The organism is Niallia sp. 03133 (assembly GCF_052663225.1).
This window is the reverse complement of sequence record NZ_JBQTCY010000007.1, coordinates 251562-267955: the sequence shown is the minus strand read 5'-3', so window position 1 is coordinate 267955 and position 16394 is coordinate 251562. Positions and strand designations below refer to the sequence as shown.

Here is a 16394-nt window from a genome sequence, read left to right as displayed (position 1 = left end):
TTCTTCTTACACATAATCTAGTTTTGAGGGAACAACTCTCAGGTAAAATAATAGTCTGGTGGCAATAGCGAGAAGGTCACACCCGTTCCCATACCGAACACGGAAGTTAAGCTTCTCAGCGCCGATGGTAGTTGGGGGCTCTCCCCCTGTGAGAGTAGGACGTCGCCAGGCAACAATAAAAGAAGGTGTTATAGAGGCTGATAAGCTTTTTATAACACCTTTTTTTATACTTTCATAAAAATTTCTTGCTAACATATGTATATTTCTTTCAAAGATAATAAAACAAAACGAATCCCAACAGTGAAAAGATTGGGAATTAATTTATGACTATATTGGTTTCTGTATACTTTCACAATGGAATGAGGAAAATCATTTAAGATCTGCAGTTAGTTAATAAAAATTATGGGATAGATGAAAATACCCGTTTTTTTACTTTCTAAATGGATATCTGAGGGCTATTGAAGGAATGAGTGTTTATAGTTTAAATATGATGTCTTAATTAGAATAAATGAAGGAGTCATTTCTAGATTCATATTAAGTTTATTTGCCTTATTTTTAGGTGGAAATGAAAAGATCTTATTAATGCGAGAGAAAGTATGATTAAAGGATTAATAGGCTTGTGAACCAAAGGATTTAAAGCTTATATAATTAGGAAAACTCTAACCTAGCAACCGCTATGTTAGGGGTTGCTTATAATAAGAAAATACCGAGGGGCAGGTTTTGAAAACATGTTAAATGCTGTTTTATCCCACGCTTAACGGGCTGTAAGACCCCCACCTCAAGATGCCGAGAAATCGAGGAAGATAGGTGGGGGATAACAGCCCGTAAAGGTCCGATAAGTGCAACTAACCATCAGTGGGGGATGAGGAAAAACCCCCACTGATGGAAGTTTACTTTATATGAAAGATCATAAAATAAATATGATAAGTGCTGTATTTTATGGAAGAAGGAGCAATTAAGGGAACAAAGGAAAGAACAAAAAACAGCAATTTTGAAATTTGTGGAAAGTGAGCAAATGGTTAAAAGTAAGCTTAAGTCAAGTAAGGAAATATAATAGAAGGAATCAGAGGCTTTATAAATATCTAGGAAAAATATATACCTATGGTATTTTAATTAATATTTATATGTTCCAAATCCGGGCTTTTTTGACACAAGTGTAAAATAAAGTTATGACTTTTTTCTAGTTTTTATTTTTTCTGATTTATTATATTGCAAAAGAATAAAAATGATCTATGACGATTTTCTTCTATAATATAGTTCATTTTAAAAAGAAGCATATTATATGTAAAAAAACCTCACACGAAATCTCCGTTCTACTTAATTGTTGTGCCTTTCATAATTAATTCCTTTGATACTGTTTACTTCCATTTAAATAGGCAATTATAATAAATATAGTGGGTTTTCTGGAAATGTCTTTTTCAGGACTTTTTCCTTTCTAGACTTAAAACAGAAATCATTGGCATCAGGGGATATGGGAGTGATTAATTTGTTGGAGAATAGTGTTACAATGGTGTTGATAATTTTGATTATTAATATTGTATATGTGTCTTTTTTTACGATAAGAATGATTTTAACTTTAAAGGGTCAAAGGTACTTAGCTGCATTTTTAAGTTCAATTGAGGTTATAATCTATGTAATTGGATTAGGCCTGGTATTGGACAACTTGGATCAAATACAGAATTTGATAGCATACGCAGCAGGATATGCCATCGGAGTTATTGTAGGAATGAAAATAGAAGAAAAACTTGCGTTAGGATATATAACAGCTAATGTTATTACTAAAGAATATGATAAGGATTTGCCGAAAACTTTGAGGGAGCAAGGATATGGTGTGACAAATTGGCTGGCAAATGGTTTAGAAGGAGATAGAATGGCGCTGCAAATATTAACTCCTAGAAAATATGAGCTTCGGCTATATCAAACAATTAAAGAAATTGATCCAAAAGCTTTTATTATTGTCTATGAGCCAAAAACAATCCACGGTGGATTTTGGGTGAAGAGTGTAAGGAGAGGAAAATTATTTCATGGTCCAAAAAATGAAATTTGAAGTCCAGGAAAATGAATCGATTTCGGAGTGTTTAGATCGGATGCAAAAGGAAGGATATACACCAATTAAACGGATGGAAAAACCAATTTTTAAAGAGCAAATTACGAATGGCAGTGCTTCATATGAACCTGTATCAAGAAAAATTATTTTTGAAGCAATAAAAAAATAAACGTGAAATCCCGAACATTATTCAAAGCGGAAGATTTATTGTTCGATTTTCAGTTGACAATGTATAAAAAGCCTTGTTAATATGATATAGTGTTAAAGGAAAAGATAAGAAAAGCAGTGATATATATTCCACATTAAACTTTTTGCTTTCTTATATTATAAAAAAACTAATAATTGAATAGCCCTCATATAATAATGGGAATATGGCCCATAAGTTTCTACCCGGTAACCGTAAATCACTGGACTATGAGGGAAAGTTAATGCTGCCAGTAGAAGAATTGCATGGTCTATTTTTCTATCGTTTGTGCCCTGGACGGATACTTTCTCTCTAAATAGTAGAAGCATCTGAACAGGGCTTTTTATATGGAATGGAAATAATTTAACAAGAATCAGGAGGGAAGACATGACCGCTCAAATAGGCGTTATCATGGGCAGTAAATCAGATTGGGAAACAATGAAACACGCATGTGACATGCTAGAACAGCTTGAAGTAAGCTATGAAAAAAAAGTAGTTTCAGCACACCGCACTCCTGATTTAATGTTTAAATATGCAGAAGAGGCAAGAAGTAGAGGATTAAAGGTTATCATTGCTGGAGCCGGAGGAGCTGCACATCTTCCAGGCATGGTTGCTGCAAAAACAACCTTGCCGGTGATAGGCGTACCGGTGCAATCAAAAGCATTAAATGGACTGGATTCATTGTTATCCATTGTTCAAATGCCAGGAGGAGTACCAGTAGCAACTGTAGCAATCGGAAAAGCAGGTGCAACCAACGCAGGTCTTCTAGCAGCACAAATTCTTGGAGCTGAAGACAATCAATTAGCAGAAAGAATTGCGCTTATGCGAGAAAAAACAAAAACAGAGGTTATGGAAAGTAGTGATGAGCTTGTCTAATTCAATGATTCTGCCAGGACAAACCATTGGGATTATTGGCGGTGGACAATTAGGAAGAATGATGGCACTTGCTGCAAAAGTACAGGGCTTTCGCATAGCTGTATTAGATCCTATAGAAGATTCTCCTTGCGGCCAAGTAGCTGATTATAAAATAGTTGATGCTTATGACAGCTTACCCGCCATTCAGAAACTCGCAGAAATAAGTGATGTCATTACTTACGAATTTGAAAATATTGATGCAGCTGCATTAGATTGGCTTAAAAAAAATGCAAATGTACCTCAAGGATCTGCTTTGCTGGAAATAACGCAAGATCGCATTAAGGAAAAGCAAGCAATTCAACAGGCAGGTATAAAAGTTGCACCATTTAAAATAATAGAAGAATGCGTTGATATTAGAACAGGTTTAGCGGAATTAGGCTATCCAGCTGTTTTAAAAACGGCTCGTGGAGGTTATGATGGAAAAGGTCAATATGTCATAACGGACAGCAGTCAAATAACGGAATCAGAAGCTTTATTAAATAATGGTCCATGTGTTTTAGAGAAATGGATTCCTTTTGAAAAAGAAATATCTGTAATTGTAACGAGAAGTGGCAAAGGGGAAAGCACCGTTTTTCCTGTGAGTGAGAATATTCATATCCACAATATTTTGCATGAATCCATTGTACCGGCAAGAATTAGCGAATATGCAAAAGATCAGGCAATTGAAAAAGCAAATAAATTGGCCGAACATTTAGGGTTGGTCGGGACATTGGCTGTAGAAATGTTTCTTGCAGCAAATGACGATATTTATATTAATGAACTGGCTCCAAGACCGCATAATTCAGGACATTATACAATTGAGGCTTGTGAAACTTCTCAGTTTGAACAGCATATACGCGCTGTCTGCAATTGGCCGTTGGCTAGTACAAGACTATTAAGACCTGCTGTAATGGTTAATATTCTTGGTGAACATCAAGAGCATATTATCAATAAAATTTCAGAACTTCAAGATTGGAAAATCCATTTATATGGTAAAGATGAACCGAAAGAGAAAAGAAAGATGGGTCATGCGACATTGCTTCGTTCATCCGTTGAAATTGCTTTAGATGAAATTGAGAATACTAACATTTGGAATTTACAGACAGAAAAAATCGGAGGATAAAAGATGATCGATCGTTACACAAGACCAGAAATGGGAAATATTTGGACAGAACAAAATCGTTTCCAAGCATGGCTGGAAGTAGAAATTCTTGCTTGTGAAGCATGGGTAAAGCTTGGAGAAATCCCAGAAGAAGATGTGAAAAAAATTCGTGAAAATGCTTCGTTTGATATCGAGCGCATTCAAGAAATTGAGTTGGAAACTAGACATGATGTGGTGGCATTTACAAGAGCAGTATCTGAAACGCTTGGAGAAGAAAGAAAATGGGTTCATTATGGTCTTACTTCAACAGATGTAGTTGATACAGCAGTATCTTACTTAATTAGACAGGCGAATGAAATACTTTTAAAAGATATCGAAAACTTTATTGAAGTATTAAAAAACAAAGCACAAGAACATAAATATACCGTAATGATGGGCCGTACACATGGAGTGCATGCAGAGCCGACAACATTTGGTTTAAAGCTGGCATTATGGTATGAAGAAATGAAGCGCAACTTAGAAAGATTTAAAGCTGCGGCTGCCGGAATAGAATATGGCAAAATTTCAGGTGCTGTTGGAACATATGCAAATATTGATCCTTTTGTAGAAAAATATGTTTGTGAACAATTAGGGTTAAAGCCTGCTCCAATTTCTACGCAAACATTACAACGTGATCGACATGCGGACTATATGTCTACACTTGCACTAGTTGCAACATCTATTGAGAAATTTGCTGTCGAAATTCGCGGATTGCAAAAAAGTGAAACGCGAGAAGTAGAAGAATTTTTTGCAAAAGGGCAAAAAGGATCTTCGGCTATGCCACATAAACGCAACCCAATCGGTTCTGAAAATATGGCTGGACTTGCAAGAGTTATTCGCGGTTATATGCTAACTGCATACGAAAATGTTCCATTATGGCATGAAAGAGATATTTCTCATTCGTCAGCAGAACGAATTATTATTCCAGACGCTACCATCGCATTAAATTATATGTTGAATCGATTCAGCAATATCGTAAAGAATTTAACGGTATATCCAGAAAATATGAAGCGCAACATGGATCGTACGTTAGGACTAATTTATTCTCAACGTGTTTTATTAGCATTAATCGACAAAGGATTAACAAGAGAAGAAGCATACGATACAGTTCAGCCAAGAGCAATGGAATCATGGGAAAACCAAGTGCCATTCCGTCAGCTGGTTGATGCGGATGAAGTTATTTCATCTAAATTGTCAAAAGAAGAAATTGATGATTGCTTTGATTATCATTTCCATATTAAACATGTGGATACAATTTTCACAAGACTTGGTCTTTAAAATCAATGATGTTAGGTCCCTTCTGCATAAAAGGGGGGATCTAACCCATATTAAATGTTAAAATTAAGTTTTTGCAAGTTTTATAGGTTTTCGTTTTATCCCTAATTTTTTTGATAAGGAGACTCTTCAAATGGAAAAGAGAGCTTTATTGTATGAAGGAAAAGCAAAAAGAGTATATGGAACAAATGATGAAAGTGTCGTGTGGTTAGAATATAAAGATTCTGCAACTGCATTCAACGGCGAAAAGAAAGCCATGATAACCGGTAAAGGCAGATTAAATAATGAAATTACAAGCTTATTATTTTTAAAATTAAAGGAACTTGGTGTTCAGTCTCATTTCATTGAAAAAATTTCTGAAACAGAGCAGTTGGTAAAAAAAGTAGACATTATTCCATTAGAAGTAGTTGTTCGCAATGTTGCAGCAGGCAGTATTTCAAAAAGATTAGGAATAAAAGAAGGACTTCCGTTATCAAAACCATTGGTAGAATTATATTATAAAGACGATGAGCTTGGTGATCCGTTGATAACGGAAGATCACATCGAAGAATTAAATCTTGCCACTGTGGAAGAGGTAAAAATATTAAAAAAGAAAGCATTAGAAGTAAATCATGTATTAAATGACTTTTTCTCTGAATTAGGCATTCAATTAATTGATTTTAAGCTGGAATTTGGTAAAGATAAGAACGGGGAAATATTGCTTGCTGATGAAATATCACCAGACACATGTCGTTTATGGGATAAAGAAACAAATGAAAAACTGGATAAAGACGTATTTCGCCGCGATTTAGGCAATTTAACAGAAGCTTATAAAAATATTCTAGCAAGATTAGGGGGACAACAGAATGTATAAAGTTAAAGTATATATCACATTAAGAGAAAGTGTATTAGATCCACAAGGGAATGCAGTAAAAAGTTCATTGCATTCATTGAATTATAATGAAGTAAGTGATGTTCGCATCGGAAAATATTTAGAACTTACAATTGAAAAGTCAGATCGCAATCTTGATGAAGTGGTAAAAGAAATGTGTGAACGTTTATTAGCAAACACAGTAATTGAAGATTATACCTACGAGGTTGAGGAGGTTGTTGCACAGTGAAATTCGCAGTTGTCGTATTTCCAGGATCTAATTGTGATGTCGACATGTTCCACGCAATTAAGGATGAATTAGGCGAAGAGGTAGAATACGTTTGGCATGACGCAGAAAGCTTGGATGAGTATGACGGAATTTTACTGCCAGGAGGCTTCTCTTATGGAGACTACCTGCGTTCAGGCGCAATTGCTAGATTCAGCAATGTCATGAAAGAAGTTATAAAAGCGGCAGGAGCAGGGAAACCTGTTTTAGGCGTATGCAATGGGTTTCAAATCTTATTGGAAGCAGGATTGCTTCCAGGTGCAATGCGAAGAAATGAAGGTCTAAAGTTTATTTGCCGCCCAGTTGAATTAAAGGTAGAAAATAATGAAACCTTGTTTTCTTCAGAATATGGAAATAAAGAAGTAATTTCTATTCCAATTGCTCATGGTGAAGGAAATTACTATTGTGATGAAGAAACATTAGCATCTTTAAAAGAAAACAATCAAATCGTATTCACATATAATGGCAACAATCCAAATGGCAGCTTAGAAGATATTGCAGGAATTATCAATGAAAAAGGGAACGTTTTAGGCATGATGCCACATCCAGAAAGAGCTGTAGATGAGCTTTTAGGCGGAGCGGATGGTCTAAAGATTTTTAAATCAATCGTAAAACAGTGGAGGGAAGCAAATGTCATTAATGCTTGAGCCAAGTCCAGAACAAATTAAAACAGAAGAAATTTATAAACAGATGGGTGTAACGGACGAAGAATTTGCGATGGTGGAAAAAATTCTAGGCCGCCTTCCTAATTATACGGAAACAGGTTTATTCTCTGTAATGTGGTCAGAGCATTGCAGCTATAAAAATTCAAAACCAGTTTTAAAGAAGTTTCCGACAACTGGTCCACAAGTATTGCAAGGTCCTGGTGAAGGTGCAGGAATTGTAGATATTGGAGATGGCCAAGCAGTTGCATTTAAAATTGAGAGCCATAACCATCCATCAGCAATTGAGCCATATCAAGGTGCTGCAACAGGCGTAGGCGGAATCATTCGTGACGTATTTTCCATGGGAGCTAGACCAATTGCTATTCTAAACTCTTTACGTTTTGGTGAGCTGGATAATGCACGAACAAAATATCTTTTTAAAGAAGTGGTAGCTGGGATTGCTGGCTACGGAAACTGCATCGGCATTCCGACTGTTGGCGGTGAAATTGCATTTGATAACTCTTATGCTGGCAACCCGTTAGTTAATGCTATGTGTGTTGGTTTGATTAATCATGAGGATATAAAAAAAGGGCAAGCGCACGGAGTAGGCAACACGGTAATGTATGTTGGAGCAAAAACAGGACGTGACGGTATCCACGGTGCTACTTTCGCATCTGAAGAGCTGACTGAAAACTCGGATGAAAAACGCCCGGCAGTTCAAGTTGGAGACCCATTCATGGAAAAGCTATTGCTTGAAGCATGCTTGGAGCTAATCCAATCTGATGCACTAGTAGGAATTCAAGATATGGGTGCAGCAGGTCTTGCAAGCTCCAGCGCAGAAATGGCCAGCAAAGCTGGATCTGGAATTGAAATGAACTTAGATTTAGTTCCACAGCGCGAAACTGGAATGACTGCATATGAAATGATGTTATCAGAATCACAAGAGCGCATGCTTATTGTTGTTACAAAAGGAAGGGAACAGGAAATCAAAGATCTTTTCCATAAATATGATTTGGAAGCAGTATCTATTGGTAAAGTAACGGATGATAAAATGCTGCGTTTGCTTCATAAAGGAGAAATCGTTGCAAATGTACCAGCAGATGCACTTGCTGAAGATGCTCCTGTATATCACAAGCCATCGGCTGAGCCGCAGTATTTCCGTGATTTCCAAGCGATGGATAATACAGTTCCTGCTGTGAAAAACTATAACGAAACATTAATCAATCTGTTAAAACAACCTACTATTGCAAGTAAAGAGTGGGTTTATGATCAGTATGATTACATGGTTCGCACGAATACAGTGGTTTCTCCAGGATCTGATGCAGCGGTTGTCCGCATTCGCGGTACTAAAAAGGCTTTGGCAATGACAACTGACTGTAATGCTCGCTACTTGTATCTTGACCCGCAGACCGGCGGGAAAATTGCTGTTGCTGAAGCGGCACGCAACATCGTTTGTTCAGGTGCAGAGCCTTTAGCAATTACAGATAACTTAAACTTCGGCAACCCGGAAAAACCAGAAATATTCTGGCAAATTGAAAAAGCAGCTGAAGGAATAAGCGAAGCTTGTTTAACACTAAATGCACCAGTTATCGGCGGAAACGTATCTTTATATAATGAAACAAATGGAACTGCTATTTATCCAACACCAGTAATAGGCATGGTTGGTTTAATAAAAGATACGAAGCATATTACAACACAAGAGTTTAAAGCAGCTGGAGATTTAATTTATCTATTAGGCGAAACAAAAGATGAATTTGGCGGAAGTGAGCTGCAAAAACTAGTAGCTGGTGCCATTTCAGGAAAAGCGCCTGAATTAGATCTTGAAAAAGAACAAGCCCATCAAAATGCTGTTCTAGAAGCTATTCGTTCTGGTTTTATCGCATCTGCACATGATTTAGCAGAAGGTGGATTAGCTGTTGCTGCTGCAGAAAGTTTAATTGGTTCAAAAGGGTTGGGAGCGAATATTGAAGCAGGTGGAAATCCAGTTTCCGCATTATTTAGTGAATCTCAATCCCGCTTCCTACTTACAGTAAAACCAGAAAATAAACAGGCATTTGAAAAATTAGTTCCAGCAGCATTAATTGGAAAAGTAACAGATACAGCCGTTCTTAACATTAGCCAAGGGGATACTATTCTGATAAATGAACAGGTAGACTCATTAGAAGCTGCCTGGAGAGGAGCAATTCCATGCTTGCTGAAATAAGAGGGTTAAACGAGGAATGTGGAATTTTTGGTGTATGGGGACATGAAGATGCAGCACAAGTAACCTATTACGGACTTCACAGCTTACAACATAGAGGGCAGGAAGGTACGGGCATTGTTGCAACAGATGGGGAAAAGTTAAAAGGAATGAAAGGTGAAGGCCTGGTTTCTGAAATTTTCACAGAAGATGCAATGAAAGAACTAACAGGTAAAGCAGCGATCGGTCATGTTCGATATGCAACTGCAGGAGGCGGCGGATATGAAAATGTTCAACCGCTATTATTCCACTTTCAAAGTGGCAGTATGGCACTGGCGCACAATGGAAACTTGGTAAATGCAACTGGGTTGAAAAGTCAGTTAGAAGCACAAGGAAGCATATTTCAAACAAGTTCCGATACAGAGGTTGTTGCCCATTTAATAAGAAGAGGCGGTTTCTCAGCCTTTAATGAAAGAGTAAAAAATGCTTTATCAATGGTTAAAGGAGCATATGCGTTTTTAATCATGACAGAAACTGAATTAATGGTGGCATTGGACCCTAATGGCATGAGACCACTTTCTTTAGGAAAGTTGGGTGATGCTTATGTTGTGGCATCTGAAACTTGTGCATTTGATGTAGTTGGTGCTGAATTTATTCGTGATGTGCTGCCAGGAGAGTTATTGATCATTGATGATAATGGCTTCCGTTCTGAAATGTTCTCTGTTGCTTCTAATACTGCAATGTGTACAATGGAATATGTTTACTTTTCAAGACCAGATAGCAATATTAATGGCATAAACGTTCATACAGCACGTAAAAATCTTGGGAAACAACTAGCTGTTGAAGCACCGATTGAAGCAGATGTTGTAACAGGCGTACCTGACTCCAGTATATCTGCAGCCATTGGTTATGCGGAAGCAACTGGTATTCCGTATGAATTAGGATTAATTAAAAACCGTTATGTCGGCCGTACATTTATTCAACCATCGCAAGCTTTAAGAGAACAAGGGGTAAAAATGAAGCTTTCCCCAGTTCGTGGAGTTGTTGAAGGAAAACGAGTAATTATGGTGGATGATTCAATTGTTCGAGGTACGACAAGTAAACGAATTGTTACGATGTTGAGAGAAGCAGGAGCAACGGAAGTACATGTTTTAATTAGTTCTCCTCCTATCAAAAATCCTTGTTTCTATGGGATTGATACATCTACAAAAGAAGAATTGATTGCTTCTAAATATTCGGTCGAAGAGCTTCGTGAAATAATTGGAGCAGACTCCTTAATCTTTTTAAGTACAGAAGGCATGATAGAAGCAATCGGCAGAACAGATGAAGGAGAAAACAAAGGACATTGCTTGGCTTGTTTTACAGGTAAATATCCTACTGAAATATATCCATCAACCGTTCACCCATATGAAAAAGTATAATGGATTAGAAGATTAATTCCTCTTCAGGGGAAGTGAAAAGAACCTGATAATGGAATTCCACTTATAGAAAAAAGAAAAAGCGGCATGTTAGTATGTCGCTTTTCTTTTGAAAAGGATTTTACGTATAGAACATTATTGAATGACTAAAAGCAAGGTATATCATTAGATTCCTCCACTCATTTCTTAATAAGTAGGAATAGGCTAAACATTTCAAAAAAATGAAAATTCGCCATGCTAGTACGATATACTATAGGAGGATAAACGATGGCTGAAGCTTATAAACAAGCAGGAGTAAATATTGAGGCTGGATATGAAGCTGTTACAAGAATGAAAAAACATGTGAAGAAGACAATGAGACCTGGTGTAATGGGAGGCCTCGGCGGATTCGGAGGAATGTTTGATTTATCGGTGCTAAATTTAAGAAATCCAGTGCTGGTTTCAGGTACGGATGGTGTTGGAACAAAGCTTATGCTTGCTTTTTTGTTAGATCAACATGATACGATTGGCATTGATGCAGTAGCAATGTGTGTGAATGATATTGTTGTTCAAGGCGCAGAACCGATCTATTTTCTTGATTATATTGCTTGTGGAAAAGCAGAACCAGCAAAAATTGAAGCGATTGTAAAAGGGATTGCTGATGGCTGTGAGCAGGCTGGCTGTGCATTAGTCGGCGGAGAAACTGCAGAAATGCCAGGAATGTATAGTGAAGAAGAATATGATTTAGCAGGATTTGCAGTTGGCGCTTGTGAAAAGGAAAATCTTATTACAGGTGAAAAGATAAAAGCTGGAGATGTTTTAATCGGATTAGCTTCAAGTGGTATTCACAGCAATGGCTATTCATTAGTAAGAAAGCTGTTTTTGGAACAAGCGAAAATGTCTTTAACAGACTATGTGGAAGAATTAGGATGTACACTAGGAGAAGAGTTAATTAAACCAACTAAAATCTATGTGAAATCTGTTTTATCTGCACTTAAACAATTTGAAGTCAAAGGCCTTGCACATATTACAGGCGGCGGTTTTATTGAAAATATTCCACGCATGCTTCCAGAAGGAATGGGGATGGAACTTTACGAAAGCAATTGGGAAGTTCCGGCGGTATTTGAATTGATGCAGTCCATTGGTAGCCTAAATCGCAAAGAAATGTACAATATTTTTAATATGGGTACAGGCATGGTTTTAGCTGTAGACAGAAATTTAGAAGAAGAAGTGCTGAACCATTTTGCAAGTATTGGGGAAAAGGCCTATACACTAGGAAAGGTTACAGAAGATGGTGAAATAAACATCATCTTAAAGTAGTGGAGGGTTAGAAATGAAAAATATTGCGGTTTTTGCATCAGGAAGCGGATCGAATTTTCAGGTCATTGTAGATGCTATTGAAAGCAAAGAAATTCAGAGTAATGTGAGTTTATTGGTATGTGATAAACCAGAGGCTTACGTGTTGGAGCGGGCGGCAAAGCACCATATTCCTTCCTACGTCTTTTCGGCGAAACAATTTCAGACTAAGGCACAATATGAACAGGAAATTTTAAAAGAGTTAAAAGCAAAGAATGTGGAATTGATTATTCTTGCAGGTTATATGAGATTGATTGGAGACACACTTTTACAGGCTTTTCCGCAAAAAATTATTAATGTTCATCCTTCTTTGCTTCCAGAATTTCCTGGAAAAGATGCAATCGGACAGGCATTAGAAGCAGGTGTTCAAAAAACGGGAGTTACTATTCATTATGTTGATGAAGGTATGGATACGGGACCGGTTATTGCACAACGTGAAATTGATATAGAAAAGAATGAAACATTAGAAAGCTTGCAAACAAAGATTCACGCTTTAGAACATAAACTTTATCCAGAAGTCATAAAGGCATTGCTTTAAATAACACATAACAGAATACAGCAGGTTGCTACATTAATTTGGAGGGGTATAGCAGATGAAAAAAAGGGCGTTAATAAGTGTATCGGATAAAACTGGGATTACAGACTTTGCAAAGGAACTGCATGAACTCGGATATGAACTGATTTCAACAGGGGGAACAAAAAAAGCAATTCAAGACAGCGGTATACCTGTATTAAGTGTTAGTGATGTAACTGGATTTCCGGAAATTTTAGAAGGAAGAGTAAAAACACTTAACCCATATATTCATGGAGGGCTTCTTGCGAAATTTGACGAATCAAGTCATCAAGAGCAGTTAAAAGAACATAAGATTGATCCTATTCAAATAGTTTGTGTAAACCTTTATCCTTTCCAACAAACTATTGCCAAACAAGATGTTACGGTGGAAGAAGCTATTGAAAATATTGATATCGGTGGACCAACAATGCTTCGTGCTTCTGCAAAAAATCATCAGTATGTAACAGTAGTAGTTGATCCTGTTGATTATGAAAAGGTTATTGAGGAATTAAAACAAACTGGCGACGTACAATATGAAACAAGACGCAGATTGGCTGCGAAAGTATTCCGCCATACTGCTTCTTATGATGCTATGATTGCTGAATATATGACAGAACTTACGGAAGAAGAAACTCCTGAAAAATTAACGGTAACGTATGAATTAACACAATCTTTACGCTATGGAGAGAACCCTCATCAAAAAGCTGCATTTTACCGCAGACCATTAGGATCAGAATTTTCTATTGCAAATGCTACACAATTGCATGGTAAAGAATTATCTTATAACAATATAAATGATGCAGACGCAGCAATTCAGATTGTAAAAGAATTTAAGGAGCCTGCTGCTGTTGCTGTTAAACACAGCAATCCATGTGGTGTAGGAACAGGAGAAGATATCTTTACTGCTTTTTCAAAAGCATTTGAAGCAGATCCAGTATCCATATTTGGAGGTATTATTGCTCTTAACCGAGAAGTAGATGCCCAAACAGCAGAGAAGCTTCGTGAAATCTTTTTAGAAATTATCATTGCACCATCTTTTTCTAATGAAGCGTTAACGATTTTACAAGGGAAAAAGAATTTGCGTTTATTAACGATCCCATTTGCCGGTGGAGATAATAAAGAAATGAAGTTTACTTCCATTGAAGGCGGCTTGTTAACACAAGATTTTGATCGATATACATTAGAAGATGCTACTATTTCTATTCCTACTGAAAAGAAACCTACTGAAGAAGAGTGGGAAGCGTTAAAATTTGGATGGAAAATTGTTAAGCATGTTAAATCAAATGCTATTGTTGTAAATAATAAAGAAATGACGCTTGGTATTGGTGCAGGTCAAATGAATCGTGTGGGAGCTGCAAAAATCGCGCTGGAGCAAGCTGGTGAAAAGAGTGTAGGTGCAGTATTGGCATCGGATGCATTTTTCCCAATGGATGATACGGTGGAAGCTGCTGCAAAAGCGGGAGTAACAGCAATTATTCAAACAGGCGGAAGTATTAGAGATGAAGATTCCATTAAAAAAGCGAATGAATATGGAATTGCAATGGTCTTGACTGGAATTAGACATTTTAAACATTAAACCTTTAGCTGGAGGACAAAGATAAATGAAGATACTCGTAATTGGGCGCGGTGGAAGAGAACATACAATTTGTACAAAAGTGAAAGAAAGCGAAAAGGTAGATACTGTTTTTGTTGCACCTGGCAATGTTGGAATGACAGATGTAGCGGAGCGCATTGCAATTGACGAAACAGACGTAGAAAAATTAGTGGATTTTGCTTTGATAAACAGGATTGATTTAACCATTGTTGGTCCAGAAGTTCCATTACTTGCAGGGGTAGTAGACAAATTCGAAGAAGCTGGTTTAAAAGTGTTTGGACCAAAACAGAAAGCAGCTGAAATTGAAGGAAGCAAGTCTTTTGCGAAAGATATTATGAAAAAGTACGAAATTCCTACTGGCGAATACGCTACTTTTTCGAGTTATGAAGAAGCGAAAGCATATATCGAAGAAAAAGGTGCCCCCATTGTAATTAAGGCGGACGGTTTGGCTGCTGGAAAAGGTGTAACCGTGGCAATGACACTGAAGGAAGCATTAGCAAGCATTGAAGAAATGCTATTAGATGCAAAATTCGGAAGTGCATCCGCAACGGTTGTAATTGAAGAATTTTTAGCAGGTGAGGAATTTTCTTTAATGTCTTTTGTGAATGGCGAAACGGTTATTCCTCTGGAAATCGCTCAAGATCATAAGCGTGCTTTTGATGGAGATAAAGGTCCAAATACAGGCGGCATGGGAGCATATTCTCCTGTTCCACATATTCCAGACAGTGTTGTAAAAACAGCGTTAGAAACGATTGTAAAGCCAACTGCAAAAGCTCTTGTAGAGGAAGGAAGATCTTTTACTGGCATTTTATATGCAGGTTTAATTGCAACAGAACAAGGACCAAAAGTAATTGAATTTAATGCAAGGCTTGGGGATCCAGAAACACAGGTTGTGCTGCCTAGAATGAAGTCGGATTTGGTAGAAGTGCTGTTGGAAATTTTAGCGGGAGAGGTTCCAACAATAGAGTGGCATGAAGAAGATATGCTGGGAGTTGTAATTGCCTCTAAAGGATATCCTGACAAATATGAAAAAGGCGCTGTTATCAAAGGACTTGACAAGATGGAAGATGTATCTATTTTTCACGCAGGAACACAAACAAACGAAGCAGGAGAGTTTATTACAGACGGCGGCCGTGTATTGCTAGTTGCAGCAAAGAGTGCGGAATTGAAAGATGCACAATCGAAAGTATATAAACAACTAGAAAAACTAGAAAGCGATGGCGTATTTTACCGCAAAGACATAGGCTTTAAAGCGATAAAATAAGAAAAGCGAAAGCGTCTTGAACATCAACTTATAGATAGAGGTTTGAAGGTCGATATCAGGTTATTTTTTGCCATTTTTAAAAATAAAGGGGACAGATATTTGCAGTATGAATCTTGCAAAAGTCTGTCCCTTTTTTTAATGTTTTTTCATGTCATCTGGCGAAAAAACAGTGGATGGGTTGAATTTTTCCATTATTTTTGAAACTTCTTTAGAAGAAGAAGTGTTTGCAGCGGGCGTCTCTTTGTTTGGCGGTGAATCATTTTGATGAACAGGCTTTTGTTTTGCCGGATAGATCGTTTCTTTGTTATCATATAGTTCCACAAGGGGACAGAAGCGAACGACCCCTTCAGCAATTTTCATTGCTGCAAGAAATGCAATGACTAAAAAGGATTGATTGTAAGGTTTTTTTGAAAGCTTTGCTGTACTCCAAGCCAAAAAAGTAAAACCTATTGTGATGCGGATTAAAGCATTAATTAAGCTGATATTTGGTTTTGGATTCATAAGATAGTTTCCTCCTACATAAATTTAACAAAATGGTAATAGTAAATAAAAACTTATATGATAAAATAATGATACTGTAAATATTTACTACTAATGATTAAATATGTCTGACATAGAATCTTTAAAAATAACTAAAGTTTCCTGAATATTAACCAATGACAAATGGAGTTATTATTATTTATCCCACTCTTAACGGGCAGTAAGACCCCCATCTCGGGGATGCCGAAGA

15 protein-coding genes, 1 rRNA gene and 1 riboswitch are annotated in these 16394 nt (G+C 37.1%); of the genes, 15 read left to right on the top strand and 1 reads right to left on the bottom strand.

Annotation, left to right across the window (positions count from 1 at the left end):
- Positions 1 to 54 precede the first annotated feature (54 nt).
- The 15 genes from rrf (at position 55) to purD (ending at position 15664) form a co-directional block, all read left to right on the top strand.
- Positions 55 to 171: ribosomal RNA gene (gene rrf, locus ACTYBU_RS12225) — 5S ribosomal RNA — on the top strand.
- A 1315-nt stretch (positions 172 to 1486) separates the two neighbouring features.
- Positions 1487 to 2047 carry a DUF2179 domain-containing protein gene (locus ACTYBU_RS12220; RefSeq protein ID WP_445490093.1) on the top strand — a complete coding sequence of 187 codons (561 nt, stop codon included), beginning with the start codon at positions 1487 to 1489 and terminating at the stop codon, positions 2045 to 2047.
- Positions 2037 to 2216, top strand: coding sequence for an NETI motif-containing protein (locus ACTYBU_RS12215; RefSeq protein WP_445490064.1), 180 nt, complete (start codon positions 2037 to 2039; stop codon positions 2214 to 2216). Before ACTYBU_RS12220 ends, ACTYBU_RS12215 begins: the two co-directional genes overlap by 11 nt.
- 164 nt (positions 2217 to 2380) lie before the next feature.
- Positions 2381 to 2482, top strand: a riboswitch (purine riboswitch).
- A gap of 136 nt (positions 2483 to 2618) precedes the next feature.
- Entirely contained in the window at positions 2619 to 3107 is a 489-nt protein-coding gene (purE, locus tag ACTYBU_RS12210; RefSeq protein ID WP_445490062.1) for a 5-(carboxyamino)imidazole ribonucleotide mutase, read from the top strand.
- Positions 3094 to 4248: a 5-(carboxyamino)imidazole ribonucleotide synthase gene (purK, locus tag ACTYBU_RS12205; RefSeq protein WP_445490060.1), complete on the top strand. Its 1155-nt coding sequence runs from the start codon at positions 3094 to 3096 to the stop codon at positions 4246 to 4248. The genes purE and purK overlap by 14 nt, the downstream gene beginning before the upstream one ends.
- Before the next feature lie 3 nt (positions 4249 to 4251).
- Positions 4252 to 5544 (top strand): adenylosuccinate lyase, encoded by a 1293-nt coding sequence (gene purB / locus ACTYBU_RS12200; RefSeq protein ID WP_445490058.1) that lies wholly within the window; start codon positions 4252 to 4254, stop codon positions 5542 to 5544.
- A 130-nt stretch (positions 5545 to 5674) separates the two neighbouring features.
- Complete coding sequence (gene purC / locus ACTYBU_RS12195; RefSeq protein ID WP_445490056.1) at positions 5675 to 6394, top strand: phosphoribosylaminoimidazolesuccinocarboxamide synthase; 720 nt, start codon at positions 5675 to 5677, stop codon at positions 6392 to 6394.
- On the top strand, positions 6387 to 6641 hold the full coding sequence (purS, locus tag ACTYBU_RS12190) for a phosphoribosylformylglycinamidine synthase subunit PurS (protein ID WP_445490054.1): 255 nt from the start codon (positions 6387 to 6389) through the stop codon (positions 6639 to 6641). Before purC ends, purS begins: the two co-directional genes overlap by 8 nt.
- Positions 6638 to 7324, top strand: a complete 687-nt coding sequence (gene purQ / locus ACTYBU_RS12185) for a phosphoribosylformylglycinamidine synthase subunit PurQ (protein ID WP_445490052.1) — start codon at positions 6638 to 6640, stop codon at positions 7322 to 7324. Before purS ends, purQ begins: the two co-directional genes overlap by 4 nt.
- Positions 7308 to 9524 (top strand): phosphoribosylformylglycinamidine synthase subunit PurL, encoded by a 2217-nt coding sequence (gene purL, locus ACTYBU_RS12180; protein ID WP_445490050.1) that lies wholly within the window; start codon positions 7308 to 7310, stop codon positions 9522 to 9524. Before purQ ends, purL begins: the two co-directional genes overlap by 17 nt.
- Positions 9509 to 10921 (top strand): amidophosphoribosyltransferase, encoded by a 1413-nt coding sequence (purF, locus tag ACTYBU_RS12175; RefSeq protein ID WP_445490048.1) that lies wholly within the window; start codon positions 9509 to 9511, stop codon positions 10919 to 10921. The genes purL and purF overlap by 16 nt, the downstream gene beginning before the upstream one ends.
- Before the next feature lie 264 nt (positions 10922 to 11185).
- Complete coding sequence (gene purM, locus ACTYBU_RS12170) at positions 11186 to 12217, top strand: phosphoribosylformylglycinamidine cyclo-ligase (protein ID WP_445490047.1); 1032 nt, start codon at positions 11186 to 11188, stop codon at positions 12215 to 12217.
- A gap of 13 nt (positions 12218 to 12230) precedes the next feature.
- Positions 12231 to 12791: a phosphoribosylglycinamide formyltransferase gene (purN, locus tag ACTYBU_RS12165; protein WP_445490045.1), complete on the top strand. Its 561-nt coding sequence runs from the start codon at positions 12231 to 12233 to the stop codon at positions 12789 to 12791.
- 55 nt (positions 12792 to 12846) lie between these two features.
- Positions 12847 to 14382 (top strand): bifunctional phosphoribosylaminoimidazolecarboxamide formyltransferase/IMP cyclohydrolase, encoded by a 1536-nt coding sequence (gene purH / locus ACTYBU_RS12160; protein ID WP_445490043.1) that lies wholly within the window; start codon positions 12847 to 12849, stop codon positions 14380 to 14382.
- A gap of 25 nt (positions 14383 to 14407) precedes the next feature.
- Entirely contained in the window at positions 14408 to 15664 is a 1257-nt protein-coding gene (purD, locus tag ACTYBU_RS12155; RefSeq protein ID WP_445490041.1) for a phosphoribosylamine--glycine ligase, read from the top strand.
- Positions 15665 to 15799: 135 nt separating this feature from the next.
- Here purD and ACTYBU_RS12150 read toward each other — a convergent pair whose 3' ends face one another.
- A complete protein-coding gene (locus ACTYBU_RS12150) occupies positions 15800 to 16165 on the bottom strand; it encodes a YgaP family membrane protein (protein ID WP_445490039.1) in 366 nt (121 codons plus the stop codon).
- Between the last annotated feature and the right edge of the window lie 229 nt (positions 16166 to 16394).

Coding starts and splice junctions, on each gene's coding strand:
- purK (WP_445490060.1), top strand. CDS start 3,094: ATGAGCTTGTCTAATTCAATGATTCTGCCAGGACAAACCATTGGGATT.
- purH (WP_445490043.1), top strand. CDS start 12,847: ATGAAAAAAAGGGCGTTAATAAGTGTATCGGATAAAACTGGGATTACA.
- purM (WP_445490047.1), top strand. CDS start 11,186: ATGGCTGAAGCTTATAAACAAGCAGGAGTAAATATTGAGGCTGGATAT.
- ACTYBU_RS12150 (WP_445490039.1), bottom strand. CDS start 16,165: ATGAATCCAAAACCAAATATCAGCTTAATTAATGCTTTAATCCGCATC.
- purS (WP_445490054.1), top strand. CDS start 6,387: ATGTATAAAGTTAAAGTATATATCACATTAAGAGAAAGTGTATTAGAT.
- purL (WP_445490050.1), top strand. CDS start 7,308: ATGTCATTAATGCTTGAGCCAAGTCCAGAACAAATTAAAACAGAAGAA.
- purC (WP_445490056.1), top strand. CDS start 5,675: ATGGAAAAGAGAGCTTTATTGTATGAAGGAAAAGCAAAAAGAGTATAT.
- purN (WP_445490045.1), top strand. CDS start 12,231: ATGAAAAATATTGCGGTTTTTGCATCAGGAAGCGGATCGAATTTTCAG.
- purE (WP_445490062.1), top strand. CDS start 2,619: ATGACCGCTCAAATAGGCGTTATCATGGGCAGTAAATCAGATTGGGAA.
- ACTYBU_RS12215 (WP_445490064.1), top strand. CDS start 2,037: ATGAAATTTGAAGTCCAGGAAAATGAATCGATTTCGGAGTGTTTAGAT.
- purB (WP_445490058.1), top strand. CDS start 4,252: ATGATCGATCGTTACACAAGACCAGAAATGGGAAATATTTGGACAGAA.
- purF (WP_445490048.1), top strand. CDS start 9,509: ATGCTTGCTGAAATAAGAGGGTTAAACGAGGAATGTGGAATTTTTGGT.
- purD (WP_445490041.1), top strand. CDS start 14,408: ATGAAGATACTCGTAATTGGGCGCGGTGGAAGAGAACATACAATTTGT.